Here is a 24,616-nt window from a genome sequence, read left to right as displayed (position 1 = left end):
CCGGTCAGGCGTGCAGGTGTAACTGCTCGCCGTGCGGGCCGAAGATGGTGATCGCCTCGACCGGGCCGTCGACCACCCCGAACCAGTGCGGTGTCCACGTCGAGAACTCCACGGCCTCACCGGGATTGACGATGAAGTCCTGTTCGCCCAGGATCAGCCGCAGTTGCCCGGACAGCACGTACATCCAGTCGCGTCCCTCGTGGACGGGAAATTCGGCGGGAGGCTTGCGGCGCTTGGGGCTGATCCGGATCTTGTAGGCGTGCAACCCCCCTGCCGGGCCCTGCCGGGTCAACGGCCAGTACGTGATGTCGTGGTGGGTGTGTGAGCTGCCCGTGACCCGAGGGTCCTCGGCCTGCGGCGCGCGCAGTAACTCGTCGGTGGTCACCGACAGTGCGGCGGCCAATCGGGGAAGGTGGTCCAGCGCCAGTCGGCGCTTGCCCGATTCCAGGCGGCTCAATGTCGAGACGTCGATCTGCGCGCGGCGCGCGACGTCCTCCAGGGTGAGTCCGCGTTGGGCGCGTAACTCGCGTAGCCGGGTCCGGACCAGGGCGTCGATGTCGGCGGGGTCGGCGGCGTTTGCCTCCATGGCAAAACAGCTTGGCACTTTGCCATGTGATTGGGCAAGCTCGACGGCATGAACAACATCTGGGATTGCGTCATCGTCGGAGGCGGGGCAGCCGGCCTGAGTGCGGCGCTGGTACTGGGCCGGGCCCGGCGCCGGGTACTGCTCGTCGACGCGGGGAATCAGAGCAACCTGGCCGCACACGGAATCGGCGGCCTGCTGGGCAGCGACGGCCGCCCGCCCGCCGAACTCTATGCGGCGGGCCGCGCCGAGCTGGCCGTCTACCCCACGGTGGAGGTCCGCACTGGCGCAGTCGTGGGTGGGGAGCCGGGATTCGCACTCGAGCTGGCCGACGGAACCCGCGAGCAGGCCAGGACGGTGCTGCTGGCTACCGGCATGGAATACCGGACACCGAACATCGCCGGACTCGAAGAGCTTTGGGGTGCTTCAGTTTTCCACTGCCCGTTCTGCCATGGCTGGGAGCTGCGCGACGCACCGCTCGCGGTCGTCGCGCAGGGGGATCGCGCCGTGCACTCGGCACTGATGCTGCGCGGATGGACCGAGGATCTGGTGGTGCTCACCGACGGTGACGGCGGGCTGGATGACGCCCAGGTCAAGCAGTTGGACGCGGCCGGAATCGGCGTCGACGAGCGCCCGATCGCCCGATTCGTCGCACAGGACGGCGAACTGGCGGCCGTCGAATTCGCCGACGGCACCCGACTGGCCAGGCGCGGCGCACTCGTCGCCGCCACGCTGCATCAACGCTCACCGCTGGCAGCGCAACTCGGCGCCGTCTCGGCGCCCGGGCCCTTCGCCGCGGACGCCCTCGTCGTCGACCCGTTCGCCCGCACCTCGGTGCCCGGGCTGTTCGCCGCAGGTGACCTGAGTGCCCAGACGCCGCAGGTGGCCGCGGCGGTGGCGTCGGGCAGCCAGGCCGGTGCCGCTGTCGTGCAGTACCTGCTCGGCGAAGACGTCGGGCTCCCGGTGCCGCCGTGGCCCGCTCAGACGGCCGTCACCGCGCAGTACTGGGAACGGCATTACGGGCAGCGCGGCCGTATCTGGAGTGGACGGGTCAACGCCCAACTGGCCAAGATCGCCGCGGATCTGCCCGTCGGGCGGGCGCTGGATCTCGGCTGCGGCGAGGGCGGTGACTCCGTGTGGCTGGCCGAGAAGGGCTGGCAGGTCACGGGCGTCGACGTCTCCGACACCGCGCTCGCCCGCGCTGCCGCCGAGGCGCGGGAGCGGGGCGTGGCGGACCACATCACGTTCGAACGCCACGACCTGTCCGAGAGCCTCCCGGACGGCCGCTTCGACCTGGTCTCGGCCCAATTCCTCCAGTCACCGATCGCGATGGACCGCGCCGGCCTGCTGCGTCGGGCCGCCGGTGCCGTGGCCCCCGGCGGTCTGCTGGTCATCGTCGATCACGGGGCCGCGCCGCCCTGGGCTCCCGAGCATGTCCGCAGGTTCGCGTTTCCCAGTGCCGACTCTGTGGTCGACTCGCTGAACCTCGATGAGGCGCAATGGGAACGAGTCCGGGTGGGTACCGATGAGCGAGAGGCGACCGGCCCGGACGGACAGCGCGGCACCCTGATCGACAACGTGATGGTGCTGCGGCGGCGTTGACGGGCGGCCCCCGCCGCCGCAAGGCCAATGGCTAAGCGGTGGCGGGGATGTCCGTGCGCTGGGTCAGCCGGATGCTGTTGCCCGACGGGTCACGGAAGCCGGAGTCGATGCCGTAGGGCATCTGGTTGGGCGGCTCGCTGAACTCGACGCCGCGCGCCGTCAGCTCCTCGTAGCTCTTCTGGCAGTCCTCGGTGGTCAGAAACACCGTGCCGGCGAAGCCTTTTGCGGTCAGGTCCTGGACCTGCTTGCGAGTCTGCTCATCCATCACCGGCTCGCCGGGGACCGCCATCAGCACGATGCCGACATCGTCCTGCCCGGGCGGACCGACCGTGACCCACCGGAAGTCGCCCATCTCCTCCGGGAACGAAACATCTTCGCGCACTTCCATTCCGACCTTCTCGGTCCAGAACTTCAGCGCGACTTCCTGATCGTGAACCCACAGATGCGTGTATGCGATTTTCATCATGACCCGACGCTACGTGCGGTCCGGCCCCGCCGTCTTCTCCGTTTGTGCTGTCTTGGCTCGACTGGGATGGGGGCGTCGGGTGTCGCGCGCCAGGATGCAGCTGGGCACCGGGGCGCGCAGCATGGCCGGCGGCAGGCTGGCACGGTAAGCCGCCGGAGGCTTGCCGTACACCCGCGCGAAGTTCGTGGTGAACGAGCCGACGCTGTGCAGGCCGACCATCACGCAGATGTCGGCGACCGAACGGTCGGTGTTGCGCAGCAGCGCCGCGGCCCGCTCCAGGCGCCGGCTCTGCAGGTAGGCCCGCGGGGACTCACCGAAGGTGCGGGTGAACATCCGGCTGAAGTGCGCGCGGGACAAACCGGCGGCCGCGGCGAGGTCGTCGACGGTGATCGGATCCGCGTACCGGGCATCCGCCAGGTCCTTCGCGCGAAGCAAATATCGTGCCGGTGGCACCTGAGACATGAGATTGAGGGTACGGTGATCAGCGCGAACGAGTTGGCTGGGCGGCCGCGGCACCTGGGAAACCGGGGGTCGAGGAAAGTCCGGACTTCACAGAGCAGGGTGATTGCTAACGGCAATCCGAGGTGACTCGCGGGAAAGTGCCACAGAAAACAGACCGCCAGAAATGGTAAGGGTGAAACGGTGCGGTAAGAGCGCACCAGCACCCCGGGTGACCGGGGTGGCTAGGCAAACCCCACCCGAAGCAAGGCCAAGAAGGCCGCAACCTGGTTGCGGTCGCGCAGGCGCCCGAGGGCTGCTCGCCCGAGCCTGCGGGTAGGCCGCTTGAGGCACCCGGCAACGGTGTGTCCAGATGGATGGTCGCCACTGGCCCTCCTGGTAACGGGAGAGCCGGCACAGAATCCGGCTTACAGGCCAACTCGTTCGCCCCAGCCCCGCAAGGGGCCTCAATGGGTCTTGCGAACCGCCTTGTCCAGCTTCTTGAGTGCATCCTGCAGCAACGCCCGGCTGTGCTGGGCCAGGTCGTCCTCCTGTTGATACAGCAGCCCGTAGGTGAAGGTGTCCTCGCCCGCAGCATGCGCAGCGTCGGCCTGGGTGCTCAGATGAGCCTTGCTCACCACACTGTCCTGATGATCGCCAAGCAACGTCTGGATATTCTTGGCGCGCTCAGAGACCTTCTCCGCTCCGGTCGCCGCCGCGGTATAACGAAGCCGCTTGGCGCCCTTGCGAATTCGGTGTAGCGCCTCGTCCTTCTCCTCGGCGCTGGCCTCGGCATCGCTGTCGGCCGCGGCAGCGGTCTTCGCGGCCTTGCGAACCCGCTTGTATGCCGAGTCGATGGTCACCGAAGGCTTTGATGCGTCCCCGGATTCGGGCTGTTCGGCGCTGACCATCTCCTCGAGCGCGTCCAGCAGCCGGAAGTAACGCTGCGAGCACATCGCCAACAAGGACCGCCGCCAGCCGGCGGTGTAGCGGCGGTTGGCGCCCTCGACCAGCCGCTGGCGCACCGGACCGCGGATCAGTTCGGCAGGCATCTCGTCGAGCGCGCGCTGATAGCGCTCGGCCAGGACCTCGGCATCACGTGCCGTGCCCAGTACCGCGGCCAGCGCCCGCAGCTCGTCGAGTACCCAGCCGTCGTCGTCGAGCCCGAAGGAATCCTTCGACTCCTGCAGCAGACTGCGGATCTTGCGGGTGGTCACCCGCATCTGATGCACCGAGTCGTAGGCGTCCGCGCGTACCGCGCGGTCCCAGACCAGCAACGCCTCGATCTGCTCGGCGATGGCCCGGTGCACCGGATCGGCCGGGGGAGTCGGTGCCGGTAGCAGATCGGTGCCGAGCACCTTCGCCAGCTTCGAACCATGCCCGGCCGGCTTCGCGCCGGCATCCGCCAGACGGTTCGTCAGACGATCCATCAGGTCGTCGGGCACATCGGCGGTGAGCAACTCGAGCTCCCATTCCCGCCAGCGCTGTTCTTCGCCTCCGATGGCCGACGCGGTCACGCGGTCATCGCAGAACTCGGCCAGGGCGACGCCGTCGGCGCCGTGCAGCACCTCCACGCTCCGCTGGGTGCTGATCCGGGCCACCGGGGCCAGCGGACGGTCCCGCACGATGGCGAGCACGATGTCTCGCAGATCCTCGGGCACGGTGTCAGTAGCTGTGCCCAGCGGCGTACGGACCTCGGTGCGGGTGTCGACTCCGGCCGGAAGCTTCAGGTGCCAGCCCGCATCAGGGCCGCCGGTGCGGCGCCGCAACGTGATGCGGTGCGCCGCGAGGTCACGATTCGGAGTGTCGAAATACACCGCATCCAGGTGCTGGATTTCCGCTCGGGCTACCTCGGCGACGGCCGACAGCCCCTCGAATGACGGCGAGACGGTGTTCTCGGTGACCGCGAACTTCCGCTCGATCTCGGTGTACCTCGCGGTCTTGGATTTGCCGGGGGCCATAGTCACCTTCGCTGTGCACCGGAGGCGGATCGGGATGGCACCAGCGTGCCATATCCGGGTGGGTGCCACGACCGGTGTCTGGTCACAGCAGTATCAAGACTTGCCCCACCGCCCACCGCGCTGTCGGCCGTGTCCGTCGGGGTCTCCTACTGTTGCTGACATGGCGGCTGAGACGACACCGGCGAACGCCGCTGCCGGGCGTGGACGCCCACGGCTGGAGCGGCCCCGCCGACCGGGCACGACCGCCCGTGAACAGATCCTCGATGCCGCCGCCGAGCTGTTCACCACCCACGGTTACGCCAGCACCTCGACCCGGCGCATCGCCGACGAAGTGGGGGTACGGCAGGCCTCGCTATATCACCATTTCGCCACCAAGGACGACATTCTGGATGCGCTCCTGGCCGGCACCGTCGACGAGGCCCTGGAACTGGGCGCCGAGCTACTCGACAGCACGGGGCCCGCGGCACAGCATCTGCACACGCTCGCGGTGGGCGATGCACACCAGCTGTGTGCCGGCCGGTGGAATCTGGGCGCCCTGTATCTGCTTCCCGAGCTGCGCACCGACCGGTTCGAGCCGTTCCGGCGCCGGCGCGCCGAGCTGCGCGAGGTGTACCGCAGGCTGTCGGAGGCGGTGATCACCGAATGCGCAGGGCCGCCCGATGCCGCAGACCTGCCGTTTCGACTGGTGGAATCGGTGGTCAACAGCCGTTCCGACGACGTCGAGAGCACCCCGGCTCAGCCCTGGGCGATCGGGGAGGGGGCGCTGCGGATCCTCGGGTTCGGCGGCGAGTTGGGCCCGCTGGTGCGGGCCACCGCAGCCCGGCTGGGCGTGCGACCACCGCAGACCCCGGCCCGCTAGAGTTCGGGCCGTGACCGAGCCCACCTATGAAGCCATCTCGTTCGAGCAGTCCGGCGCCGTCGCGCGCATCACGCTGAACCGGCCGGACGCCGCGAATGGCATGAACGACACCATGACTCGCGAACTGGCCGACGCCGCCCGGCGCTGCGACACGCCGGCGACCAAGGCCGTGGTGCTGACCGGTGCGGGCCGGTTCTTCTGCGCGGGCGGCGACCTGAAATCCTTTGCCACCGCGCCCGACCGTGGCCGCTTCATCAAGGGCGTCGCCGACGACCTGCACCAGGCCATCTCGTCGTTCGCCCGGATGAATGCCGTGCTGATCACCGCGGTCAACGGCACCGCGGCCGGCGCCGGATTCAGCCTCGCGGTGACCGGCGACCTGGTGCTGGCCGCCGAATCCGCGACCTTCACCATGGCCTACACCAAGGTGGGGCTGAGCCCCGACGGCAGCGCGTCCTACCACCTGCCGCGACTGGTCGGCCTGCGCCGGGCCCAGGAGCTCATCCTGACCAACCGCACGCTCTCGGCCGCCGAGGCGCAGGAGTGGGGACTGGTCACCGAGGTGGTCGCCGGCGACGACCTGGCTGACCGGGCCACGAAACTGGCCGAGCAGGTGGCGGCGGGTTCCGGCGGATCCAACGGCGCGGTCAAATCCCTGCTGGTGTCCTCGTTCAAGAACAGCCTCGAAGAGCAGATGGCCGCCGAAGCCCGGTTCATCGCGGAGCGGGCCAACTCGGCCGACGGCCGCGAAGGCGTCGACGCGTTCCTGGCCAAGCGCAAGCCCGACTTCGCCTAGCCGGCCGCCGGGCCGGCAGCGGCCGGTTCGATGGTGAGATCTGCGGGCAGCTCGATATCTGCGACAGCCAGGTTCTCCTCCAGGTGGGCAATCGAGGACGTCCCGGGAATCAGCAGCACGTTCGGCGCGACATTCAACGTCCACGCCAACGCGATCTGCGCGGGCGTACGTCCCAGTTCGGTGGCCACCCGCCGGATCGTCGGATGGCCCAGGACCGGATTGTCCGCGGCGAACGCCGAACCCAGCGGAAAGAACGGGACGAAGGCGATGTCGCGTTCGATGCACAGGTCGAGCACGGGCTGCGAGGTGCGGTCGGCGAGGTTGTAGGCGTTCTGCACGCACGCGATCTCGGTGCGCTCCAGCGCAATCTCCACGTGCTCGCGTGAGGCGCTGCTCAGCCCGATGCCGGCGATGAGTCCTTCGTCGCGGGCCGTGATCAGGGTGTCCAGTTGCTGCTCGAACAACCCGTGGTCGACCTCGGCGGGACCTCCGATGTCGGCCCCGAAGAGCCGCAGGTTGACCACGGCGAGCTGGTCGACCCCCAGGGTGCGCAGGTTCTCTTCGATGCTGTGCCGCAGTTCGGCGGGTTGTTGCGCCGGGAGCCAGTCGGCCTGGGCGTCGCGCCTGCCACCGACCTTGGTGACAAGCGCCAGGTTCTGCGGGTAGGGGTACAGCGCTTCCCGGATGAGTTCGTTGGCGACATCCGGCCCGTAGAACTGGGCGGTATCGATGTGGTCGACACCGAGTTCGACGGCGCGGCGCAACACCGCGACCGCCTGGTCGTGGTCACGCGGCGGGCCGAACACTCCGGGCCCGGGCAACTGCATCGCGCCGAATCCGACGCGTCGGACGACCAGCGACCCCAGCGAGAACGTCTGCGGGTAGGTCATGGCAGACCCTTCGTTAGATCTCTAACTATATGAGATCAAACTATATGAGCACTGATATTCTCCGTCAACAGGTCGGAGGAGAACCGTCGTGAATGACGAGCAACGGAGCGCGGCAGAACTGGCCGACGCTTTCGGGCGCGCTGCCAAATCCGTTGTCCGCGCATTCGACGAGCGCCTCGGCGACCGCGGCGTGTCGACCCCGCGGTCCAAGCTGCTCGCCGAGATCGAACGGATGCAACCGGTCCGCTCAGCCGAGGTGGCCCGGGCGGTCGGTGTCACCCAAGCCACCGCATCAACCCTCGTCGAGGCTCTGGTGCGCGAAGGGCTGGTGGTCCGTGCACCCGATGAAAACGACCGCCGGGCAGTGCGATTGACGACGACGGCCGAGGGGCAGGAGCAGGCCCGGCACTGGCGGGCCGACTACATCGCCGCTGCACACGAGATGTTCGCCGGCCTCACCAGTGAGGACAAGGCAACGCTCACCCGGTTACTCATCAAACTCGGTGACGCGCTGGCCTGAAGCCGAGAATCAGTAGCTGTGCTCTTCGGCCGGGAACACCCCGGTCGCCACGTCGTGGGCGTACTGCGCTGCCGCGCGCTGCAGTTCGCCACCCACGTCACCGAAGCGTTTGACGAACTTCGCGGTCTTGCCGCTGGTTAGTCCGGCCATGTCCTGCCAGACAAGTACCTGGGCGTCGCAATTCGGCCCGGCACCGATGCCGACCGTCGGGATCGTCAGCTTGCCGGTGATCTGAGTGGCCAACTCGGCGGGCACCATCTCCAGCACCACCGCGATCGCACCGGCTTCCTGCACGGCGATCGCGTCGTGGATCGTCTGGTCGGCGGCGTCGCCACGGCCCTGGACGCGGTATCCGCCCAGCCCGTTGACGCTCTGTGGGGTGAAGCCGATGTGCGCCACCACCGGGATGCCGGCGGCAGACAGCGTCGCGATCTGATCGGCCATCCGCTCACCACCCTCGAGCTTGATCGCCTGCGCGCCGGTCTCCTTCATGAAGCGGGTGGCAGTGGCCAGTGCCTGGGTCGGGCTGCTCTCGTAGCTGCCGAACGGCATGTCGGCGATAACCAGGGCATGCGGGGCGCCCTTGACGACCGCGCGCGCCAACGGGATCAGCTCGTCGATGGAGATCGGCACGGTCGTGTCATAGCCGTACACGACGTTTGCCGCCGAGTCGCCGACCAGCAGCACCGGAATCTCGGCCTCGTCGAATACCCGCGCACTGGAGTAGTCGTAACAGGTGAGCATCGCCCACTTGTGGCCTTCGGACTTCCATTTCTGCAGCGTGAGCGTGCGGACCTTGGTGCGCGGCTTGGCTTCGGCAGAATCGGAAGCACCATAAACAGACTGTTCAGACATCGTCGTCCTTTGATGGTCGGTTCGATCCTCGAGGCCGCCTGGCGGTCCCCGGGTTCGTCGGACGTCTGCCAGTCTGCCACTGCGGGGAATGAAGGCAAAAGCGACGTTCGAGTGGATTTCCTCACAGTTTCCGCGCTGCGCCTTAACATCAGCGCATGCAACGGCTCAGCGGACTCGACGCCAGCTTCCTGTATCTCGAAACCGCCGCGCAGCCCATGCACGTGTGCTCGGTGCTCGAACTGGACACTTCGACCATGCCGGGCGGCTACACGTTCGACCGGATGCGCGACGAACTCTCATTGCGTATCAAGGCGATGCCGCATTTCCGGGAGAAGCTCGCCGACAGCCGGTTCAACCTCGACCACCCGGTGTGGGTGGAAGACAAGGACTTTGACGTCAACCGGCATCTGCACCGGATCGGGCTGCCCGCCCCCGGCGGGCGCACCGAGCTGGCCGAGATCTGCGGTCACATCGCCTCGCTGCCGCTGGACCGGACCCGGCCGCTCTGGGAGATGTGGATCATCGAGAACATCGCGGGCACTGATGCGCATCACGGCGGCCGGCTGGCATTGATGACGAAGATCCACCATGCCGGGGTCGACGGCGTCACCGGGGCCAACCTGATGTCACAGCTGTGCACCACCGAGGCCGACGCGCCGCCGCCCGACCCGGTGGACGGGGTCGGCGGCGCCTCGGGAGCCGAGATCGCCATCAGCGGTGCCCTCAAGTTCGCGGCCCGCCCGCTCAAGCTGGCCAATATGCTGCCCACCACGGCGACGACGGTCGTCGACACGGTGCGCCGGGCATTCAGCGGGCAGGCAATGGCGGCGCCGTTCAATGCGCCCAAAACCGCGTTCAACACCAACATCACCGGCCAGCGCAGCGTCGCATTCGCCCAGTTGGACCTCGAGGACATCAAGACCGTCAAGAACCACTTCGACGTCAAGGTCAACGATGTGGTGATGGCGCTGGTATCCGGCGTTCTGCGCACGTTCCTGCACGAGCGCGGCGAACTACCGGAGAACTCTCTGGTCGCGATGGTGCCGGTGTCGGTGCACGATCGCTCCGACCGGCCCGGCCGCAACCAGGTGTCGGGGATGTTCTCCAAGCTCGAAACCAATATCGACGACCCGGCCCAGCGGCTGATGGCCATCGCCGCGTCGAATTCGGTTGCCAAGCAGCACAGTTTCGCGATCGGTGCGACGCTGCTTCAGGACTGGACGCAGTTCGCGGCACCGGCGGTGTTCGGCGCCGCTATGCGGGTGTACGCGGCCAGCCGGCTGTCCGGGGCCAAACCCGTCCACAATCTCGTCATCTCCAACGTGCCGGGGCCCCAGGAGCCGCTGTACCTCCTGGGCTGCGAGGTCAAGGCCATGTACCCGCTGGGCCCGATCTTCCACGGATCGGGGCTGAACATCACCGTGATGTCGCTGACCGGGATGCTCGATGTCGGCATCATGTCCTGCCCCGAATTACTGCCTGACCTGTGGGACATGGCCGACGATTTCCACGTGGCGCTCGACGAACTGCTCGCCGCTACCCGATAGCGCCCCTGCGCGTCGCGACCAGGCGCGGCCTGCGGTGATGTCGCGTCATGGCAGCATGGTCAGCCATGAAGTTCAGGATGAGGTTCGGCGCGCTGCTGGCGGTGACGGCGGTGGCCGCGGCGAGCTGCACCCAGGTGGTCGACGGGGAAGCCAAGATCGCGGTCCCGCGGCCCGGCACGCCGGTGCAATGGCTGCCGTGCAACGCCGGTTCGGGTGACCACGCGCAGATCCCCGACAACGCCGAATGCGGGATGTTGTCGGTGCCGGTCGACTACTCCAAGCCGGAAGGCGAAGTCGCCCGGCTGGCGATCATCCGCTTCCCGGCAGCGGGCCAGAAGATCGGCTCGCTGGTGATCAACCCCGGCGGCCCCGGTGAATCCGGGGTCGAATCGGCCGTCTCTCTGTTGTCCGGCCTGCCGCAGTCGGTCAAGGACCGCTTCGACATCGTCGGGTTCGATCCGCGTGGTGTCGGATCCTCGACGCCTGCGGTGTGGTGCAACTCCGACGACGACAACGACCGGCTGCGGGCCGATCCGACCGTCGAATACACGCCCGAAGGCGTCGAGCACCTGGAGAAGGAAACAAAGGACTTCGTCCAGCGCTGCGTCGACAAGATGGGCAAGGAGTTCCTGGAGAACGTCGGCACCGAGAACGTCGCCAAGGATCTGGATGCGATCCGGGTCGCACTCGGCGACGACAAGCTGACCTACCTGGGTTACTCCTACGGCACCCGGATCGGCGCGACCTACGCCGAGCAGTTCCCGGAGAAGGTCCGCGCGATGATCCTCGACGGAGCCGTCGACCCCAATGCGGACCCGGTGGAGGAAGACATCCGTCAGGCGGCCGCGTTCCAGAAGGCCTTCGACGATTACGCCACCGACTGCGCCACGAAGAACCCCGACTGCCCGCTGGGCACGGATCCGGCCAAGGCCGTCGAGGTGTACAAGAGCCTGGTCGATCCGCTGGTGGAACACCCGGCCAAGACGCGCGATTCGCGCGGGCTGAGCTACAGCGACGCCACCGTGGGCACCATCCTGCCGCTGTACTCGCCGAATCTGTGGCGGCACCTGACCGAGGGCCTGACCGGGCTGAAGAACGGCAACGGCGATGTGATGCTGGCACTGGCCGACCTCTACATGGGCCGAGATGCCAAGGGCCACTACAACAATTCGACCGACGTCCGGGTCGCGGTCAACTGCGTGGACAAGCCTGCGATCACTGACCGGGCCACCGTCGTCGAGGAGGACCGGCGGGCCCGCGAGGTGGCGCCGTTCATGAGCTACGGCGAATTCACCGGGAACGCGCCGATGGGTACCTGCGCGTTCTGGCCGGTGCCGCCGACGAGCAAGCCACATGAGATCTCGGTGAAGGGGCTGCCCCCGACGTTGATCGTGTCGACCACGAACGACCCGGCCACGCCGTACCAGGCCGGTGTCGACCTGGCCCGCCAGCTCGGCGGCACGCTGGTGACCTTCGAAGGCACCCAGCACACCGTGGTGTTCCAGGGCAACAAGTGCATCGACGACATCGCCGCCACCTACCTCCTCGACGTGACGGTGCCGCCCGCCGGCACCCGTTGCTGACCGATCCGGCCGACAAGGTCACCGGATGGTCTCCTGCCGATCTCTGGTCGGCCTCAGGCACAGACCCGCTACCGGTCGCCGTGGGACCATGACTGCCGTGTGGTGGGCGGGCGGGGCGATACGCGTTGTGGCGGCAGCGCTCCTCGGCGCAACCGCTGTGCTGTGCCCGATCGCCGGACCGGCCGCACAGGCCGCTCCGGAATCGGGGCCGGAATGGGGAAGTTGCGCCCGTTGGGTGCAAGATCCGGCCACGATCCCGACCGCACAATGCGGCTCCGTCGCGGTACCGCTGGACTGGAATTCGCCGGATCCTCAAGGCGCACAAGCGCAATTGGCGGTCATCCGGATACCGGCCAGCGGTGAGCGGATCGGCGCGTTGTTCATCAACCCCGGCGGCCCCGGCGCCTCGGCGGTGAACACTGTCGCCGGCATGGGCGCCGCGCTGGCCGGCTCACCACTCACCGACCATTTCGATCTCGTCGGCTTCGACCCGCGCGGCGTCGGGCATTCCACGCCGGAGTTGCGGTGCCGGACAGACGCCGAGATCGACGCCTACCGCCGCGAGCCGATGGCCGATTACAGCCCGGCCGGCGTCGCCCACATCGAAGACGTCTACCGCCAGTTCGCCCAGCAGTGCCTGGACCGCATGGGCGCGCCGTTCCTGGCCAACGTGGGCACCGCCTCGGCGGTGCGGGACATGGATGCGGTGCGCGCCGCGCTGGGGGAGGAACAGATCAACTATCTGGGCTTCTCCTACGGCACCGAACTCGGCGGCGCGTACGCCGAACAGTTCGGCGACCGGGTGCGCACCATGGTGCTCGACGGGGCGATCGACCCCAGCCAGGATCCGATCACCAAGAACAACCGCCAGCTCGCCGGCTTCCAGAAGGCGTTCGACACCTACGCCGCGGACTGCGCGAAATCGACCGACTGCCCGCTGGGCACCGACCCCGCTCAGTTCGTCAGCCGGTTCCAGCGGCTGGTGGACCCGTTGGTGACGACGCCGGGCACCACCTCCGACCCGCGCGGACTCGGCTACGCCGACGCGATCACCGGCACCGGCAACGCCCTCTACTCGGCGCGGTACTGGCCCTACCTGACCAGCGGGCTGCTCGGGTTGTCGCGTGGCACCGACGCCGGGGACCTGCTGTTGCTCGCCGACGACTACTGGCGCCGCGACGAAAACGGGCACTACCAGAACATGCAGGACGCGTTCACCGCGATCCGCTGCGTGGACAGGCCGTTCCCCACCGACCCGGCTGTGTGGGCCGACGCCGATCAGCAGCTCCGTACCGTGGCACCGTTCATGTCCTACGGCGAGTTCACCGGATATGCGCCCCGCGACGTCTGTGCACTGTGGCCGGTGCTTGCGACGTCGGCGCCGCACCCGGTCACCGGGCCCGGACCGGGCAAGGTCGTGGTGGTGTCCACCACCGGGGACCCGGCCACGCCGTATCAGGCCGGGGTGGACCTGGCCCGGCAAATGGGCGGGGCGCTGATCTCCTTCACCGGCACCCAACACACCGTGGTGTTCAACGGAGACGCATGCGTGGACACCGCGGTACTGGGTTTCTTTGTCAATGGAACCTCGCCGGGCGACCTCTCCTGCTAACTCCTTGCAGGGCTGTAACACAGATTTAACAGCCGATGCCTACGCTGCGGGCATGGACCGCCAGAAGGAATTCGTGCTGCGCACCCTGGAGGAACGCGATATCCGGTTCGTTCGGTTGTGGTTCACCGACGTCCTCGGCTACCTCAAATCGGTAGCGATCGCGCCCGCCGAACTCGAAGGTGCCTTCGAGGAGGGCATCGGTTTCGACGGCTCTTCGATCGAGGGCTTCGCCCGCGTCTCGGAGTCGGACACCGTGGCCCGCCCCGATCCGTCCACCTTCCAGGTGCTGCCCTGGACCACCAGCGCGGGCAAGCACTACTCGGCACGCATGTTCTGCGACATCACCATGCCGGACGGCTCACCGTCGTGGGCCGACTCCCGGCACGTGCTGCGCCGCCAGCTGGCCAAGGCCAGCGACCTGGGCTTCACCTGCTACGTGCACCCCGAGATCGAGTTTTTCCTGCTGCAGCCCGGACCTGACGACGGCTCGGTGCCCGTGCCGGCCGACAACAGCGGCTATTTCGACCAGGCCGTGCACGATTCGGCCCCCAACTTCCGCCGCCACGCCATCGAGGCCCTGGAACAGATGGGCATCTCGGTGGAGTTCAGCCACCACGAGGGCGCGCCCGGCCAGCAGGAGATCGACCTGCGCTACGCCGACGCGCTGTCGATGGCCGACAACGTGATGACCTTCCGCTATCTGGTCAAGGAGGTCGCCCTCGCCGACGGCGTGCGTGCATCGTTCATGCCAAAGCCGTTCGGCGAGCACCCGGGATCGGCTATGCACACGCACATGAGCCTGTTCGAAGGCGACACCAACGCCTTCCACAGCCCCGACGACCCGCTGCAGCTCTCGGATGTGGCCAAGTCGTTCATCGCTGGCATCCTGGAGCACGCCAGCGAGATCAGTGCCGTGACCAACCAGTGGGTGAACTCCTACAAGCGCCTGGTGCATGGCGGCGAGGCGCCGACCGCGGCCTCGTGGGGCGCGGCCAACCGCTCGGCGCTGGTACGGGTTCCGATGTACACCCCGCGCAAGGCGTCGTCGCGGCGCGTCGAGGTTCGCAGCCCCGACTCGGCATGCAACCCCTACCTGACCTTCGCGGTCCTGCTGGCCGCCGGCCTGCGGGGCGTCGAGAAGGGTTACGTGCTGGGCCCGCAGGCCGAGGACAACGTCTGGAGCCTGACGCCCGAGGAGCGGCGCGCCATGGGCTACCGCGAGCTGCCGTCCAGCCTGGGCAATGCGCTGGAGGCCATGGAGAACTCCGAGCTCGTCGCGGAAGCGTTGGGGGAGCATGTATTCGACTACTTCCTGCGCAACAAGCGCGCGGAGTGGGAGAACTACCGCAGCCACGTCACGCCCTACGAGCTGAAGAACTATCTGTCGCTCTGAGTCGGGGGCGGTAGCAGTGCCGGTGTTTTCCTGCGGGCGTGCGCTACCGTCGTGAACGTGCCAAAGCCTGCAACCGATCGTCCGAAACTGCCCAGCGTAGGTCGGCTCGGTTTGGTGCATCCGCAGGCGTCGGCCCACCTGGAACAGCTCGGCTGGTACACCGAGGCGCACGTCGAGCTTCTGTGGTCGCTGTCGCGCGCACCCGACGCCGACGTCGCGCTGCTGGCGATGGTGCGGCTGGCCGATGCGCTCGGGGCCGACGCGGACGAGCTCAACCGCCAACTGTTGACCGACCGGGCCCTGCGGGGCCGGCTGTTCGGCGTACTGGGATCCTCCCTGGCTCTCGGTGACCACCTCGTCGCCCACCCGCAGTCGTGGCGGTTGTTGGTCGGCAACGTCGTCCTCCCCGGTGTCGAAGAGCTGCACAGCGTCTTCACCGCTGCCGCCCGCAATGTCGAGATCGACAGGGGCGCAAGCAGTGCCGTGCCCGCGCTGCGGGATCTCTACCGCGACCGGTTGTTGGTCCTCGGTGCCCTTGACGTGGCGTCCACCGTCGAGAACGAGCCGGTGCTGCCCTTCGTCGAGGTCGCCGCACACCTGTCCGACCTCGCCGATGCCGCGCTGGGCGCAGCGCTGACGGTTGCCACCCGGGTTGTGTGCGCGGGCGGGAGCGAGCCCCGGCTGGCGGTCATCGCCATGGGCAAATGCGGTGCGCGCGAGCTGAATTACGTCAGCGACGTCGACGTCATCTTCGTGGGTGAACCCGTCGCAGACGGGGACAACGACGACAATCTGGCCACTGCGAACCGGATCGCCGGCGAGATGATGCGCTTCGCCGGTGATGCCTTCTTCGAGGTCGATGCCGCGTTGCGCCCGGAAGGCAAGCGCGGTCAACTGGTCCGGACGCTGGAATCCCACGTCGCCTACTACCAGCGCTGGGCGAAAACCTGGGAATTCCAGGCGCTGCTCAAGGCGCGTCCCGCCGCGGGTGACCCCGAGCTCGGTAAGGCCTACATCGAGGCCCTGATGCCCATGGTGTGGACCGCTTGCGAGCGTGAGGATTTCGTTCCCGAGGTGCAGGCCATGCGCCGCCGCGTCGAGGAACTCGTCCCGGCCGGGGTGCGGGCCCGCGAGCTCAAGCTCGGCACCGGAGGCCTGCGCGACGTCGAATTCGCCGTCCAGCTCCTGCAATTGGTGCACGGACGCAATGACGACTCACTGCATGTGGCGTCCACCGTCGACGCGCTGGCGGCCCTCGGCGAGGGCGGCTACATCGGCCGCGACGACACCGCCAACATGACCGCGTCCTACGAATTCCTGCGGCTGCTCGAACACCGGCTGCAGTTGCAGCGGCTCAAGCGCACCCACATGCTGCCCGACGACAACGACGACGAGGCCTACCGTTGGCTGGCCCGGGCCGCGCACGTGCGCCCCGATGGCCGCCATGACGCGGCGGGCGTGCTGCGCGAGGAACTCAAACGGCAGAGCATGCGGGTGTCGCGGTTGCACGCCAAGCTCTTCTACCAGCCGCTGCTGGAATCGGTGGGTCAACCGGCGGTGGGCATCGGCGCCGGGATGAGCACCGAGGCGGCCGAACGTCAGCTCGCCGCACTGGGTTACGAGGGACCGCAGAGCGCGCTGACGCATCTGGCGGCGCTGACCGGCCAGGGAGGACGCCGTGCGCGGGTGCAACAGGTGCTGTTGCCGACCCTGCTGGACTGGCTCTCGGACACGCCGGACCCGGACGCCGGCCTGCTGGCCTACCGCCGGATCAGCGAGGAGCTGGCCGAGCAGCGCTGGTATCTGTCGACCCTGCGTGACGAGGGGGCGGTGGCCAAGCGGCTGATGCGCGTGCTCGGCACCTCGGCCTACATCCCGGAACTGCTGATGCGGGCTCCCGAGGTGATCCAGCTGTACGCCGACGGGCCCAGCGGGCCGAAACTGCTCGACGGTGATCCCGACAGCGTGGCTCGCGCACTGGTGGCCTCGGCCGGCCGGCATCCGGACCCGGTACGCGGCATCGCGGCCGCGCGCACGCTGCGCCGGCGGGAACTGGCCCGCATCGCCTCGGCCGACGTGCTGGGCCTGCTCGATGTGACCGACGTCTGCAAGGCATTGACCTCGGTGTGGGTCGCAGTGCTGGAGGCCGCGCTGAATGCGGTGGTCCGGGCCAACACACCGGAATCCGGTGCGCCCGCACGCATCGCGGTGATCGGCATGGGCCGGCTCGGCGGCGGCGAGCTCGGATACGGCTCCGACGCCGACGTGATGTTCGTGTGCGAACCGGCCACCGGCGTCGAGGAGTCCGCAGCCATGCGCTGGTCGGTGAGCATCGCCGAACAGGTGAGGGCCCTGCTGGGGACGCCGAGCGCGGATCCGCCACTGGAGGTCGACACCGGGCTGCGTCCAGAGGGGCGAAACGGACCGCTGGTGCGCACGCTGGCCTCGTATGCGGCCTATTACGAGCAGTGGGCCCAGCCGTGGGAGATCCAGGCGCTGTTGCGGGCCCACCGGGTGGCAGGCGATCTGGAACTCGGCGAACGCTTTCTGGTGATGGTCGACAAGACCCGTTACCCCTCCGGCGGGGTATCGGCCGAGACCGTCCAGGAGATCCGGCGAATCAAGGCCCGCGTGGACGCCGAGCGTCTGCCCCGCGGTGCCGACCCCAACACGCACACCAAACTGGGCCGTGGCGGGCTGGCCGACATCGAGTGGACCGTGCAGCTGCTGCAACTGCGCTACGCCCACAAGGTGCCGGCGCTGCACAACACCTCCACATTGCAGACCCTCGACGCGATCGGCGCGGCCGAACTGGTCGCCGAGAGCGACGTCGAGCTGTTGCGCGACGCCTGGCTGACCGCCACGCGGGCGCGCAACGCCCTGGTGCTGGTGCGCGGCAAGCCCACCGATCAGTTGCCCGGGCCGGGTCGTCAGCTCAACGCGGTGGCCTTGGCGGCCGGGTGGGGCAGCGACGACGGTGGGGAGTTCCTGGACAACTACCTGCGGGTGACCCGGCGGGCGAAGGGCGTGGTCCGGAAGATTTTCGGCGGAGAGTAGGGGTTAGGCCGCCCCGAGTGCAGGACGTCGCAGTGGGTGATGTTAATAAGGGCGTATAACCAATTCACTGGGAGTCCGGATGAAGCACACGTTCGACGTCATCACCGCGGCCGAGCACGATCGGCTCGAAGCCCTCTATGAGCCCTTTGCCCAGGCGATGCGCGAACTCGTCGACGCCGGTGTGCGCACCGAGGTGGACCCGCAGACCATCGCCGAGGCGACCGCGGCCGTCGAGGCCGTCACCGCCTCGCTGCGCCGCGAACAGCGCGACGGGCCGCAGGCCATGCTGCATGCCGAGACGAACCGCCCGGTGGTGTGGGCGAACCCGGTCGTCGGATTGCGCAATGCGCTGGCCCCGCCGCTGGTGATCGAGCACGCCGACGACGGCAGCTGCTGGAGCGAATTCGTGCTGGGCGCCGCCTATGAGGGGCCGCTGGGCTGGGTGCACGGCGGCATCTGCGCGTTGGTGCTCGACCACATTCTCGGCGAGGTGGCCAGTGGCGGACTGCACGAGCCGCGCTATACCGGGACCATCACCTGTCGCTATGGTCGCGGCACGCCGCTGGGCCCGTTGCGCGCCGAGGCCTACATCGACCGGACCGAAGGCGTGAAAACCTTTGCGCGGGGCCATATCAGCGACGCCGACGGGATCACCGTCGAGGCTGAGGGAGTCTTCATCACGCCGGCATGGGCGCGGGATGCCGGATGAAGGTCTACGTGAGCATGGCCTTCATGGATACCCGGGAGGCCGTCGAAGTGGCCAGGGCGGCAGACGATCTCGGCTATGACGGCATGGGCATCCCGGATCACGTGGTGAACCTCGAGACGCTGAACACGCCGTATCCGTACACCAAGGACGGCAAGCGGCGCTGGGAGGCGTTCACCGACTGGCCGGACCCGTGGGTGATGATCGGCGCACTCGCGCTGGTCACCACTCGGCTGAAGTTCGTCACCACGGTCTACCTGCCCGCGATGCGCGACCCGTATTCGGCGGCGAAAGCCATTGGCACCGCTGCCTATCTGGCCGGGGGACGGCTGGAGCTCGGCATCGGTGTCGGCTGGTGCGAGGAGGAGTTTGAACTGCTGGGCCAGCAATTCGCGCGGCGCGGCAAGCGCACCGACGAGATGCTCGAATTGATGAAGAAGCTGTGGGAGCCCGGGTGGACCGAGTTCTCCGGCGAGTTCTATTCCACCCCGCGCCTGGAGATGGAGCCCACGCCGCCGCGGATCCCGATCTATGTCGGCGGGCTGTCCGACATCGCGCTGCGCCGCGCGGCGCGGCACGACGGGTGGATCGGTGACCTGATCTCCACCGAGGCCGCCCTGCAGCGGGTCGACCGGCTACGTGACCTGCGCGCCGAAAAGGGTTTGACGATGGATGATTTCACCGTCATCACACCGCTGACCGACGCCTTCACCCCCGAGCACTACGCCCGGGCGGAAGCCGGCGGTATCCAGGGCATCATCACCATGCCGTGGATGTTCTACAGCGGCCCCGGCGCCACGCTGGCCGAGAAGATCGACGGGTTGAAGCGGTTCCGCAAGGACCTCGCGCTGGACTAGGTGCGCTTACTGCGCGCCGCATCCAACGCGAACGCACCGCCACCGATTGCGGCGAGCAGCAGGAAGCCGAAGCAGTACAGCACGGCGAGTTCGCCGCCGTTCTCGATCGGCAACAGACCCTTGGGCTGATGCTGGGTGAAGTAGGCGAACGCCATCTCGCCGGAGGCGATGAAGGCCGCGATGCGGGTGAACAAGCCGGTCAGGATCAGAAGGCCCAGAACGAATTCGATGAGGCCGCCGTACCAGAAGGGCCAGGTGCCCACGGGCACTGCCGGACCGACGAGATCGCCTGCGTTGTCCGGCATCCCGACCGGCCAGGCGAACAACTTCTGGGCTCCGTGGATGGTGTACAGGAAGCCGAACGCGACACGGAACAAACTGATGACAGCGGGCGAAAGCGAGCCCAGTCGGGTGTCCAGGTTGGTCGTCATGTGCTGACAATACGCGCAGCTCGAAGGAAACTCAGAGCTCCAGCAACACTGTTACCGGTCCGTCATTGACCAGTTCCACCCGCATATCCGCACCGAAAACCCCTGTTTCCACAACCGCGCCCAACTTCCTCAACGCGTCGGCAAATTCGGCCACCAGCGGTTCGGCGACGGGCCCCGGCGCTGCCGCATTCCACGACGGGCGCCTGCCCTTGTCGGTATTGGCGTACAACGTGAACTGACTGATCACCAGGATGGGGGCGGCAACGTCCGATGCGGATTTCTCGCCGTCGAGAATTCGTAACTGCCAGAGCTTTTCGGCCATCCGTCGGGCCTTGGCGGCGTCGTCGTCATGAGTCGCCCCGACCAGGGCGAGCAGTCCCTGCGGGTTCGGAGCGATCGCGCCGACGACTTCGCCGTCGACCGCAACGCTCGCCGATGTCACCCGCTGCACCAGAACACGCATCGGTCCATTGTGAAGGGAAGGCCGCCGGTTTCTACGCCTGGGCCGTGATCATCGATCATCAACGACCCAGGAGTAGAAACCGGCAACGACAAAGGGCCGGGGGAGAACCCCCGGCCCTTGTGCCGTGCGTTGGCCGACTTACACGTCGCGTCGGCGAGCCGACTTACACGTCGTAGTACAGGCTGAACTCGTACGGGTGAGGCCGGATCTGGATCGGCATGATCTCGTTCTCCCGCTTGTAGGAGATCCAGGTCTCGATCAGGTCCTCGGTGAACACGCCACCCTCGGTGAGGTACTCGTGGTCCTCTTCCAGCCTGTCGATGACCGCGGACAGCGAGGTCGGGGCCTGCGGGATGTTGGCGGCCTCGTCCGGCGGCAGCTCGTAGAGATCCTTGTCGACCGGGGCCAGCGGCTCGATCTTCTTCTTGATGCCGTCGATGCCGGCCATCAGCATCGCCGCGAACGCCAGGTACGGGTTACCCGAGCTGTCCGGGCAGCGGAACTCGAGGCGCTTGGCCTTCGGGTTGTTGCCGGTGATCGGGATACGGACACAGGCCGAGCGGTTGCGCTGGCTGTACACCAGGTTGATCGGGGCCTCGTAACCCGGCACCAGACGCTTGTAGGAGTTCACCGTCGGGTTGGTGAACGCCAGCAGCGACGGAGCGTGGTGCAGGATGCCGCCGATGTAGTGGCGGGCGATGTCGGACAGGCCGGCGTAGCCGGACTCGTCGTGGAACAGCGGCTTGCCGTCCTTCCACAGCGACTGGTGGGCGTGCATGCCGGAACCGTTGTCACCGAACAGCGGCTTGGGCATGAAGGTGACGGTCTTGCCGTTCTGCCACGCGGTGTTCTTGATGATGTACTTGAACAGCAGCACATCGTCGGCTGCGGCCAGCAGGGTGTTGAACTTGTAGTTGATCTCGGCCTGGCCGGCGGTGCCCACCTCGTGGTGGCCGCGCTCGAGGGTGAACCCGGCGTTGATCAGGTTGGTCGACATCTCGTCGCGCAGGTCGACGTAGTGGTCGTACGGTGCGACGGGGAAGTAGCCACCCTTGGGGCGGACCTTGTAACCGAGGTTGGGGGAGCCGTCGGCCTCGGAGGGCTCGCCGGTGTTCCACCACGCGGACTCGGAATCGACCTCGTAGAAGGTGCCGTTCATCTTGGAGTCGAACGCCACCGAATCGAAGATGTAGAACTCGGCCTCGGCACCGAAGTAACAGGTATCGGCGATACCGGTGCTGGCCAGGTAGTTCTCCGCCTTGCGGGCCACGTTGCGCGGGTCGCGGGAGTAGGCCTCACGGGTGAACGGATCGTGCACGAAGAAGCTCAGGTTCAGCGTCTTGGCGGCGCGGAACGGGTCGATACGCGCGGTGTCGGGGTCCGGCAGCAGCATCATGTCGGATTCGTGGATCGACTGGAAGCCGCGGACCGACGAGCCGTCGAACGCGAGGCCGTCCTCGAAGACGCTCTGGTCGAACGCCGACGCCGGGATCGAGAAGTGCTGGACGACGCCGGGCAGATCGCAGAAGCGAATGTCGACGTACTCGACGTTCTCGTCCTTGATCAGCTTGAAGATGTCGTCGGACGTCTTTTCTGCCACTGAGTGTTCTCCTTTACTGGTAACCCGCGGGTTGACGCTAAGGACACGATGTTGCGCAGTCGTCAACCATATGTTGCGCGCAAGTTACGCAATCGCTTGCGATGCCGACGGGCAACCCCGCTCTCGGCTAAATCTATCCTGGCAACCATGGCACGCGAGATTTCGTCCTGGCTGTCCGGTCCCGCTTCCGACCCAGCCAGTGGGTATCCAGGGGAGCGGCTTGGGTTGCCCGAGCATGGGCCGGGTTCGATCGCGCGGTTCGGCCGACGCGTCGGTGCCATCCTGGTCGACTGGCTGGTCGCTGTCGGCCTCACCGGCATAGTGGCGGTGTCTCTGGGGCTGATGAGTCGCGAGCAACTGTTGTACTCGATGGATTTCCGGAACGTCGCCCTGCTGGTCTGGCTGGTCATCGGCGTTGCGGCGGTGCGGTTGTTCGGGTTCACCCCGGGCCAGTATCTGCTCGGACTGGGGGTGATTCCGCTCGACGGCCGTGACCGCGTCACAGTGGGCCGGGCCCTCACGCGCAACCTGCTGATCGTGCTGGTGATCCCGGCACTGTTCACCGATGCCGACCATCGAGGTTTGCATGATCTGGCATCCAAGACCGCGGTGGTGCGGCGGTAGCTCCGCCCCGAACGTGACGAAGATCGCGAGGTTCTCGCGATCTTGATCACACTCGGCGGCTGGGCGCGGTCAGCGCCTGCGGACCGTCCGCTGCACACCGCGCATCTTCGCGCCGGCGGGCATCGGGCCCTTGGGCATCCCGGCCGGACCGGCCTTGGTGCTGAGCGCGGCGAGCCGGGACTCGATCGAGTCCATCTGCTTGACCGTGATGTTCGCCGGCAGCTTGTTCAGGTGCCGCTCCAGCTTGGACAACGGCACCTCGCCCTCACCGTTGCCGACCACGATGTCGTAGATCGGGATCTCGCCGACCAGGCGTGCCGTGCGCTTCTTCTCCTGCGCCAGCAGCGGCTTGACCCGATTGGCCGAACCCTCACCGACGAAGATCACGCCGGGCCGACCGATCACCCGGTGAACGGCGTCGAAATGACCGGTGGCCGCGACACCGGGGGTGACGCGCCACTTGCCGCGAAGATTGTCCAGCGCCCAGGCCGCGGCACCGGTCTGGCCCTCGGCCTTCGTGTAGACAGACTTTTGCGCCCGCCGGCCGAAGATGATGAAGGCGACCAGCGCGCCCAGCACCACGCCCAGCGGGATCAGCGTGTACATGGTGAACCCGCCGATGAGCAGACCGGCGACCACAGCGGCGGCCACGATCAGCACGAACGCGCCGATCATGTACGGCAGCAGGCGCTTGTCCTCTTTGCGCTGGATCTGGAATGCCTGCCACAGCTGACTGCGCCGCTGCTTGGACGCGGCCTTGCGGGCTGCCTTCGCCTCGGCCTTTGCCGCCTTGGTTTCTGCGGCATTGCGGGTTTTCGCCATTACATCAGGATACGGGGGGCCGATCGGCGAACCGAACCCGCGCGGCCTGCGCATAGAGCTTGCCCGCGCGGTAGGACGAACGCACCAGCGGTCCGGCCAGCACGCCGGCGAATCCGAGGCCCTCGGCATAGCTCGACAGCGCGACGAATTCGTCGGGATGGACCCAGCGCTCCACCGGGTGGTGGCGCGGTGACGGCCGCAGGTACTGGGTGATGGTGACGATGTCGCAGCCCGCCTCATGCAGGTCGCGCAGCGCGGTGTGCACCTCGTCGATGGTCTCGCCCATTCCGAGGATCAGGTTCGATTTGGTGACCAGACCGAAGTCGCGGGCGGCGGTGATCACCGCCAGGCTGCGGTCGTATCGGAACGCCGGACGAATCCGCTTGAAGATGCGCGGCACCGTTTCGACGTTGTGCGCGAACACTTCTGGGCGTGACTCGAACACTTCGGCCAACTGGTCGGGGTTGCCGTTGAAGTCCGGGGCCAGCAACTCCACGCCGGTGTTCGGGTTCAGCCGCTTGATGTAGCGGACGGTCTCGGCGTACAGCCATGCCCCACCGTCGGGCAGGTCATCGCGGGCCACCCCGGTCACAGTCGAGTAGCGCAGGCCCATCGCCTGGACACTCTCGGCGACCCGGCGCGGTTCGTCGCGATCCAGCTCGGCCGGCTTACCGGTGTCGATCTGGCAGAAGTCACACCGCCGGGTGCACTGCTCGCCACCGATCAGGAACGTGGCTTCCCGGTCCTCCCAGCACTCGAAGATGTTGGGGCAGCCGGCCTCCTCGCACACCGTGTGCAGGCCCTCGCGGCGCACCAGACCCTTGAGCTCCGTGTACTCCGGACCCATCTTGGCCCGCGTCTTGATCCACGGTGGCTTGCGTTCGATGGGCGTCTCCGCGTTCCGCACTTCCAGACGCAGCAGCTTCCGACCTTCAGGCACCACAGTCACTG

Annotated in this window: 23 protein-coding genes and 1 other RNA gene; 13 read left to right on the top strand and 11 right to left on the bottom strand. The window is 67.5% G+C overall.

The window, feature by feature from the left end:
* Positions 1 to 4: 4 nt before the first annotated feature.
* Positions 5 to 586, bottom strand: coding sequence for a helix-turn-helix domain-containing protein (locus tag ACWEFV_RS14970; RefSeq protein ID WP_450070700.1), 582 nt, complete (start codon positions 584 to 586; stop codon positions 5 to 7).
* 48 nt (positions 587 to 634) lie between these two features.
* Here ACWEFV_RS14970 and ACWEFV_RS14965 point away from each other — a divergent pair, with 48 nt between their 5' ends.
* On the top strand, positions 635 to 2,185 hold the full coding sequence (locus tag ACWEFV_RS14965) for an FAD-dependent oxidoreductase (protein WP_450070699.1): 1,551 nt from the start codon (positions 635 to 637) through the stop codon (positions 2,183 to 2,185).
* A 31-nt stretch (positions 2,186 to 2,216) separates the two neighbouring features.
* Here the strand turns inward: ACWEFV_RS14965 and ACWEFV_RS14960 are convergent, their stop codons facing one another.
* A complete protein-coding gene (locus tag ACWEFV_RS14960) occupies positions 2,217 to 2,651 on the bottom strand; it encodes a VOC family protein (protein ID WP_135455879.1) in 435 nt (144 codons plus the stop codon).
* Between the two features lie 9 nt (positions 2,652 to 2,660).
* Positions 2,661 to 3,113, bottom strand: coding sequence for a helix-turn-helix transcriptional regulator (locus tag ACWEFV_RS14955; protein ID WP_135455877.1), 453 nt, complete (start codon positions 3,111 to 3,113; stop codon positions 2,661 to 2,663).
* A gap of 29 nt (positions 3,114 to 3,142) precedes the next feature.
* On the opposite strand from ACWEFV_RS14955, the gene rnpB reads away from it, so the two are divergent.
* An RNA gene (gene rnpB / locus ACWEFV_RS14950) (RNase P RNA component class A) lies at positions 3,143 to 3,536 on the top strand.
* 20 nt (positions 3,537 to 3,556) lie between these two features.
* Here the strand turns inward: rnpB and ACWEFV_RS14945 are convergent.
* A complete protein-coding gene (locus ACWEFV_RS14945) occupies positions 3,557 to 5,050 on the bottom strand; it encodes a CYTH and CHAD domain-containing protein (protein WP_450070698.1) in 1,494 nt (497 codons plus the stop codon).
* 160 nt (positions 5,051 to 5,210) lie between these two features.
* Here ACWEFV_RS14945 and ACWEFV_RS14940 point away from each other — a divergent pair, with 160 nt between their 5' ends.
* Together ACWEFV_RS14940 and ACWEFV_RS14935 are read left to right on the top strand one after the other, a co-directional pair.
* On the top strand, positions 5,211 to 5,909 hold the full coding sequence (locus ACWEFV_RS14940) for a TetR/AcrR family transcriptional regulator (protein ID WP_450070697.1): 699 nt from the start codon (positions 5,211 to 5,213) through the stop codon (positions 5,907 to 5,909).
* Between the two features lie 10 nt (positions 5,910 to 5,919).
* Positions 5,920 to 6,705, top strand: coding sequence for an enoyl-CoA hydratase/isomerase family protein (locus tag ACWEFV_RS14935; protein WP_450070696.1), 786 nt, complete (start codon positions 5,920 to 5,922; stop codon positions 6,703 to 6,705).
* Here the strand turns inward: ACWEFV_RS14935 and ACWEFV_RS14930 are convergent.
* Positions 6,702 to 7,595: an oxidoreductase gene (locus ACWEFV_RS14930; RefSeq protein WP_450070695.1), complete on the bottom strand. Its 894-nt coding sequence runs from the start codon at positions 7,593 to 7,595 to the stop codon at positions 6,702 to 6,704. The genes ACWEFV_RS14935 and ACWEFV_RS14930 overlap by 4 nt on opposite strands.
* 88 nt (positions 7,596 to 7,683) lie before the next feature.
* Here ACWEFV_RS14930 and ACWEFV_RS14925 point away from each other — a divergent pair, with 88 nt between their 5' ends.
* Positions 7,684 to 8,115, top strand: coding sequence for a MarR family winged helix-turn-helix transcriptional regulator (locus ACWEFV_RS14925; protein ID WP_135455864.1), 432 nt, complete (start codon positions 7,684 to 7,686; stop codon positions 8,113 to 8,115).
* 9 nt (positions 8,116 to 8,124) lie between these two features.
* On the opposite strand, the gene panB is transcribed toward ACWEFV_RS14925, so the two are convergent.
* On the bottom strand, positions 8,125 to 8,970 hold the full coding sequence (gene panB / locus ACWEFV_RS14920) for a 3-methyl-2-oxobutanoate hydroxymethyltransferase (RefSeq protein ID WP_450070694.1): 846 nt from the start codon (positions 8,968 to 8,970) through the stop codon (positions 8,125 to 8,127).
* A gap of 155 nt (positions 8,971 to 9,125) precedes the next feature.
* On the opposite strand from panB, the gene ACWEFV_RS14915 reads away from it, so the two are divergent.
* From ACWEFV_RS14915 to ACWEFV_RS14885, 7 genes are all read left to right on the top strand, one after another.
* Positions 9,126 to 10,517, top strand: coding sequence for a WS/DGAT/MGAT family O-acyltransferase (locus ACWEFV_RS14915; RefSeq protein ID WP_450070693.1), 1,392 nt, complete (start codon positions 9,126 to 9,128; stop codon positions 10,515 to 10,517).
* A gap of 65 nt (positions 10,518 to 10,582) precedes the next feature.
* Positions 10,583 to 12,100 (top strand): alpha/beta hydrolase, encoded by a 1,518-nt coding sequence (locus ACWEFV_RS14910; RefSeq protein ID WP_450070692.1) that lies wholly within the window; start codon positions 10,583 to 10,585, stop codon positions 12,098 to 12,100.
* A gap of 88 nt (positions 12,101 to 12,188) precedes the next feature.
* Complete coding sequence (locus ACWEFV_RS14905) at positions 12,189 to 13,712, top strand: alpha/beta hydrolase (protein WP_450070691.1); 1,524 nt, start codon at positions 12,189 to 12,191, stop codon at positions 13,710 to 13,712.
* Between the two features lie 52 nt (positions 13,713 to 13,764).
* Positions 13,765 to 15,105, top strand: a complete 1,341-nt coding sequence (gene glnA / locus ACWEFV_RS14900) for a type I glutamate--ammonia ligase (RefSeq protein WP_036449413.1) — start codon at positions 13,765 to 13,767, stop codon at positions 15,103 to 15,105.
* A 51-nt stretch (positions 15,106 to 15,156) separates the two neighbouring features.
* Positions 15,157 to 18,162: a bifunctional [glutamine synthetase] adenylyltransferase/[glutamine synthetase]-adenylyl-L-tyrosine phosphorylase gene (locus ACWEFV_RS14895; protein WP_450070690.1), complete on the top strand. Its 3,006-nt coding sequence runs from the start codon at positions 15,157 to 15,159 to the stop codon at positions 18,160 to 18,162.
* A 79-nt stretch (positions 18,163 to 18,241) separates the two neighbouring features.
* The gene (locus ACWEFV_RS14890) at positions 18,242 to 18,871 is read left to right on the top strand and encodes a PaaI family thioesterase (RefSeq protein WP_450070689.1); all 630 of its coding nucleotides are present in this window, start codon (positions 18,242 to 18,244) and stop codon (positions 18,869 to 18,871) included.
* A complete protein-coding gene (locus ACWEFV_RS14885; RefSeq protein WP_450070688.1) occupies positions 18,868 to 19,725 on the top strand; it encodes a TIGR03619 family F420-dependent LLM class oxidoreductase in 858 nt (285 codons plus the stop codon). The genes ACWEFV_RS14890 and ACWEFV_RS14885 overlap by 4 nt, the downstream gene beginning before the upstream one ends.
* Here ACWEFV_RS14885 and ACWEFV_RS14880 read toward each other — a convergent pair.
* From ACWEFV_RS14880 to glnA (ACWEFV_RS14870), 3 genes are all read right to left on the bottom strand, one after another.
* Positions 19,722 to 20,156: a DoxX family protein gene (locus ACWEFV_RS14880; RefSeq protein ID WP_450070687.1), complete on the bottom strand. Its 435-nt coding sequence runs from the start codon at positions 20,154 to 20,156 to the stop codon at positions 19,722 to 19,724. The two genes, ACWEFV_RS14885 and ACWEFV_RS14880, sit on opposite strands and share 4 nt — an antisense overlap.
* A gap of 31 nt (positions 20,157 to 20,187) precedes the next feature.
* On the bottom strand, positions 20,188 to 20,619 hold the full coding sequence (gene dtd, locus ACWEFV_RS14875; RefSeq protein WP_450070686.1) for a D-aminoacyl-tRNA deacylase: 432 nt from the start codon (positions 20,617 to 20,619) through the stop codon (positions 20,188 to 20,190).
* 163 nt (positions 20,620 to 20,782) lie between these two features.
* Positions 20,783 to 22,219, bottom strand: coding sequence for a type I glutamate--ammonia ligase (gene glnA / locus ACWEFV_RS14870; RefSeq protein WP_135455844.1), 1,437 nt, complete (start codon positions 22,217 to 22,219; stop codon positions 20,783 to 20,785).
* A gap of 147 nt (positions 22,220 to 22,366) precedes the next feature.
* Here glnA (ACWEFV_RS14870) and ACWEFV_RS14865 point away from each other — a divergent pair, with 147 nt between their 5' ends.
* Complete coding sequence (locus tag ACWEFV_RS14865) at positions 22,367 to 22,843, top strand: RDD family protein (protein WP_450070685.1); 477 nt, start codon at positions 22,367 to 22,369, stop codon at positions 22,841 to 22,843.
* Positions 22,844 to 22,912: 69 nt separating this feature from the next.
* On the opposite strand, the gene ACWEFV_RS14860 is transcribed toward ACWEFV_RS14865, so the two are convergent.
* Both ACWEFV_RS14860 and lipA read right to left on the bottom strand, forming a co-directional pair.
* The gene (locus ACWEFV_RS14860) at positions 22,913 to 23,665 is read right to left on the bottom strand and encodes a DUF4191 domain-containing protein (protein WP_135455840.1); all 753 of its coding nucleotides are present in this window, start codon (positions 23,663 to 23,665) and stop codon (positions 22,913 to 22,915) included.
* 4 nt (positions 23,666 to 23,669) lie between these two features.
* Positions 23,670 to 24,614 carry a lipoyl synthase gene (gene lipA, locus ACWEFV_RS14855; RefSeq protein ID WP_450070684.1) on the bottom strand — a complete coding sequence of 315 codons (945 nt, stop codon included), beginning with the start codon at positions 24,612 to 24,614 and terminating at the stop codon, positions 23,670 to 23,672.
* Positions 24,615 to 24,616: the final 2 nt, after the last annotated feature.

The organism is Mycobacterium sp. NPDC004974 (genome assembly GCF_053600815.1).
The sequence above is the reverse complement of the archived record's forward strand: the minus strand, read 5'-3'. Positions and strand labels throughout refer to the sequence as shown.

Excerpts from the sequence above, each read along its gene's own strand:
- ACWEFV_RS14865 (WP_450070685.1), top strand. The coding sequence starts at position 22,367 with ATGGCACGCGAGATTTCGTCCTGGCTGTCCGGTCCCGCTTCCGACCCA.
- ACWEFV_RS14890 (WP_450070689.1), top strand. The coding sequence starts at position 18,242 with ATGAAGCACACGTTCGACGTCATCACCGCGGCCGAGCACGATCGGCTC.
- ACWEFV_RS14860 (WP_135455840.1), bottom strand. The coding sequence starts at position 23,665 with ATGGCGAAAACCCGCAATGCCGCAGAAACCAAGGCGGCAAAGGCCGAG.
- ACWEFV_RS14955 (WP_135455877.1), bottom strand. The coding sequence starts at position 3,113 with ATGTCTCAGGTGCCACCGGCACGATATTTGCTTCGCGCGAAGGACCTG.
- ACWEFV_RS14905 (WP_450070691.1), top strand. The coding sequence starts at position 12,189 with ATGACTGCCGTGTGGTGGGCGGGCGGGGCGATACGCGTTGTGGCGGCA.
- ACWEFV_RS14960 (WP_135455879.1), bottom strand. The coding sequence starts at position 2,651 with ATGATGAAAATCGCATACACGCATCTGTGGGTTCACGATCAGGAAGTC.
- ACWEFV_RS14945 (WP_450070698.1), bottom strand. The coding sequence starts at position 5,050 with ATGGCCCCCGGCAAATCCAAGACCGCGAGGTACACCGAGATCGAGCGG.
- ACWEFV_RS14880 (WP_450070687.1), bottom strand. The coding sequence starts at position 20,156 with ATGACGACCAACCTGGACACCCGACTGGGCTCGCTTTCGCCCGCTGTC.
- ACWEFV_RS14915 (WP_450070693.1), top strand. The coding sequence starts at position 9,126 with ATGCAACGGCTCAGCGGACTCGACGCCAGCTTCCTGTATCTCGAAACC.
- ACWEFV_RS14940 (WP_450070697.1), top strand. The coding sequence starts at position 5,211 with ATGGCGGCTGAGACGACACCGGCGAACGCCGCTGCCGGGCGTGGACGC.
- ACWEFV_RS14885 (WP_450070688.1), top strand. The coding sequence starts at position 18,868 with ATGAAGGTCTACGTGAGCATGGCCTTCATGGATACCCGGGAGGCCGTC.
- panB (WP_450070694.1), bottom strand. The coding sequence starts at position 8,970 with ATGTCTGAACAGTCTGTTTATGGTGCTTCCGATTCTGCCGAAGCCAAG.
- glnA (WP_036449413.1), top strand. The coding sequence starts at position 13,765 with ATGGACCGCCAGAAGGAATTCGTGCTGCGCACCCTGGAGGAACGCGAT.
- ACWEFV_RS14930 (WP_450070695.1), bottom strand. The coding sequence starts at position 7,595 with ATGACCTACCCGCAGACGTTCTCGCTGGGGTCGCTGGTCGTCCGACGC.
- ACWEFV_RS14910 (WP_450070692.1), top strand. The coding sequence starts at position 10,583 with ATGAAGTTCAGGATGAGGTTCGGCGCGCTGCTGGCGGTGACGGCGGTG.
- dtd (WP_450070686.1), bottom strand. The coding sequence starts at position 20,619 with ATGCGTGTTCTGGTGCAGCGGGTGACATCGGCGAGCGTTGCGGTCGAC.
- ACWEFV_RS14970 (WP_450070700.1), bottom strand. The coding sequence starts at position 586 with ATGGAGGCAAACGCCGCCGACCCCGCCGACATCGACGCCCTGGTCCGG.
- ACWEFV_RS14965 (WP_450070699.1), top strand. The coding sequence starts at position 635 with ATGAACAACATCTGGGATTGCGTCATCGTCGGAGGCGGGGCAGCCGGC.